General features: G+C 64.4%; 1 pseudogene. It reads left to right on the top strand.

Annotation, left to right across the window (positions count from 1 at the left end):
- Window position 1: 1 nt before the first annotated feature.
- A pseudogene (traA, locus tag EFD55_RS34060) lies at window positions 2–3,472 on the top strand (Ti-type conjugative transfer relaxase TraA); the annotation flags it as partial.

Raw genomic sequence — 3,472 nt, 5'->3', positions numbered from 1 at the left:
CATCGTCTCGGCCGCCGCCTACCGCCACCGTGCCCGAATGATGGACGAACAGGCCGGCACGTCGTTCAGCTATAGGGGTGGGGCATACGAACTGGTTCATGAGGAACTGGCGCTGCCGGACCAGATGCCGGCCTGGCTGCGGACAGCAATCGACGGGCGTTCCGTCGCCGGCGCCAGCGAAGTGCTGTGGAACGCGCTCGATGCTTTCGAGAAGCGGGCGGATGCGCAGCTGGCGCGCGAGCTGATCATTGCACTGCCGGAGGAATTGACGCGGGCCGAGAATATCGCGCTGGTGCGCGAATTCGTGCGCGACAATCTCACCTCGAAGGGAATGGTCGTCGATTGGGTTTACCACGACAAGGAGGGCAACCCGCATGCCCATGTGCTGATGACATTGAGGCCGCTGACGGAGGAGGGATTTGGTCGGAAGAGGGTGACCATCATGGGCGAGGACGGCACACCGCTGCGTGTCGTTACGCCCGACAGTCCGAACGGCAGGATCGTCAACAGGGCCTGGGCGGGTGACAAGGAAACCTTGCAGGCGTGGAAGATCGCCTGGGCGGAGACGGCCAATCGGCATCTGGCGCTTGCCGGCCACGAGATCCGGCTTGACGGTCGCTCCTATACCGAGCAGGGCCTGGATGGGATCGCGCAAAGACATCTCGGCCCGGAGAAGGCAGCGCTTTCCCGCAAGGGCGCCGAGATGTATTTTGCGCCAGCCGATCTTGCCCGCCGCCAGGCGATGGCCGACCGGCTGCTGGGCGAACCGGAGCTTCTGCTGAAGCAGCTCGGCAATGAACGCTCCACCTTCGATGAACGCGACATCGCCAAGGCGCTGCATCGCACCGTCGACGATCCCGCAGACTTTGCCAGTATTCGCGCGCGGCTGATGGCGTCGGACAATCTGGTCATGCTGAAGCCACAGCAGGCCGATGCCGAAACCGGCAAGGCGGGGGAACCCGCCGTCTTCACCACGCGCGCGATCCTGCGCCTCGAATATGACATGGCGCAGTCGGCGCAGGTTTTGTCGGAAGGTCGCGGTTTCGGCGTTGCCGATCGGGCGGTGGCGGCCGCGATCAGAACCATCGAGACCCAGGATCCAAAAAAATCCTTCCGGCTCGATCCGGAGCAGGTCGACGCCGTCCATCATGCCACGCGTGACAATGGCATAGCCGCCGTCGTCGGTCTTGCCGGCGCCGGCAAGTCGACCCTTCTTGCCGCAGCCCGCCTCGCCTGGGAAAGCGAAGGCCGCCGGGTGATCGGTGCCGCCCTTGCCGGCAAGGCCGCCGAGGGGTTGGAGGACAGCTCCGGCATCAGGTCCCGAACACTCGCCTCCTGGGAACTCGCCTGGGCCAGCGGACGCGAATTGCTCGAACGTGGTGATGTGCTTGTCATCGACGAGGCCGGAATGGTGTCGTCGCAACAGATGGCCCGTGTCCTCAAAATCGCTGAGCAGGCGCGGGCGAAGGTCGTGCTGGTCGGCGATGCGATGCAGCTACAACCGATCCAGGCAGGCGCGGCGTTCCGGGCGATCACCGAGCGGATCGGCTTTGCCGAACTTGCCGGCGTGCGCCGCCAGCGGGAGCAATGGGCGCGCGCGGCATCGCGGCTCTTTGCCCGCGGTAGGGTCGAAGAGGGCCTCGACGCCTATGCGCAGCAGGGCCATCTTGTCGAGGCAGAGACGCGAGACGACATCATCGGGCGCATTGTTGGCGACTGGACCGCGGCGCGGCGACAGGTGATCCAGGACTCAAGCACGGCCGGCAATCATGGCCGTCTTCGCGGCGACGAGCTGCTGGTCCTCGCCCACACCAATCAGGACGTCACGCGCCTGAACGAGGCGCTGCGATCGGTGATGACAGGCGAGGGCGCGCTGGGTGAAAGCCGCTCATTCCAGACCGAACGCGGTGCGCGAGAGTTCGCCACCGGCGACCGCATCATCTTCCTGGAGAATGCCCGCTTCCTCGAGCCACGTGCTCCCCGTCTCGGTCCGCAATATGTGAAGAACGGCATGCTCGGCACGGTCGTTTCCACCGGCGACAAACGTGGCGACACTCTCCTTTCGGTGCGCCTCGACAACGGCCGAGATGTCGTCATCAGCGAGAACAGCTACCGCAATGTCGATCACGGTTACGCCGCGACCGTCCACAAGTCTCAAGGGTCGACCGTCGACCGGACTTTCGTGCTTGCCACCGGCATGATGGATCAGCACCTGACCTATGTGTCGATGACGAGGCATCGCCACCGCGCCGATCTTTATGCCGCCAAGGAAGACTTTGAAGCGAAGCCGGAGTGGGGAAGGCCACCGCGTGTCGATCATGCTGCCGGCGTCACCGGCGAGCTCGTCGAAACCGGACAAGCCAGGTTCCGACCGAATGACGAGGATGCCGACGACAGCCCCTATGCCGATGTGAAGACGGATGACGGAACCATCCATCGTCTTTGGGGCGTCAGCCTGCCGAAGGCACTCGAGGATGCCGGGGTCTCGGAAGGCGACACGGTGACGCTGCGCAAGGACGGGGTGGAGCGGGTCGCGGTCAAGGTCGCGATCGTCGATAAGCAAACCGGGCAGAAGCGGTACGAGGAAAGGGAAGTCGACCGCAATGTCTGGACTGCCAGACAGATTGAATCCGCCGAAGCCCGTCAGCAGCGCATCGAGCAGGAAAGCCATCGACCGGATGTGTTCAAGCAGCTGGTGGAGCGCTTGTCGCGCTCCGGCGCCAAGACAACAACGCTCGATTTCGAGAGCGAGGCCGGCTACCAGGCGCAGGCGCAAGATTTTGCGCGCCGTCGGGGCATCGACACACTTTCTCAAGTTGCGGCCGGGATGGAGGAGGGGGTCACGCGGCAGCTGACGTGGATTGCCGAGAAGCGCGAGCAGGTGGCAAAGCTTTGGGAAAGGGCGAGCGTTGCGCTCGGCTTTGCGATCGAGCGGGAACGGCGGGTTTCCTACAACGAGGAACGGGCTGAAACGCAAACAGTCTCGGACGCTGATACTGGCCGCGGCCGACATCTTCTCGCCCACCACAGTTTTTGCCAGGACGGCGGAGGAAGATGCGCGGCGGGCTCAGCTTGCGTCGCCCGCCTGGATGGAGCGGGAAGCAATCCTGCGGCCGGTGCTGGAGACGATCTATCGTCAACCGGATGCAGCGCTTGTCGCCCTGAACGCCCTGGCATCGAATTTGAAGATCGAACCCCGAAGGCTCGCCGACGATCTTGCTGTTGCGCCGGATCGGCTCGGCCGCCTGCGTGGTTCCGACCTTCTGGTCGACGGTCGAACGGCGCGCGACGAGCGCAGCACCGCGACCGCGGCATTGACGGAACTGTTGCCGCTTGCCCGCGCCCACGCGACGGAGTTCCGCAGAAACGCCGAGCGGTTCGAAAGCCGCGAGCAACAACGCCGCGCGTATATGTCATTGTCGATCCCAGCGCTCTCAAAGAAGGCGGTGGCACGTCTCATCGAGATCGAGGC

Source organism: Rhizobium pisi (assembly GCF_003938655.1).
Lineage (GTDB): Bacteria > Pseudomonadota > Alphaproteobacteria > Rhizobiales > Rhizobiaceae > Rhizobium > Rhizobium pisi.
Note: the sequence above shows the minus strand (reverse complement) of the source record. Positions and strands in the feature narration are given on the sequence as shown.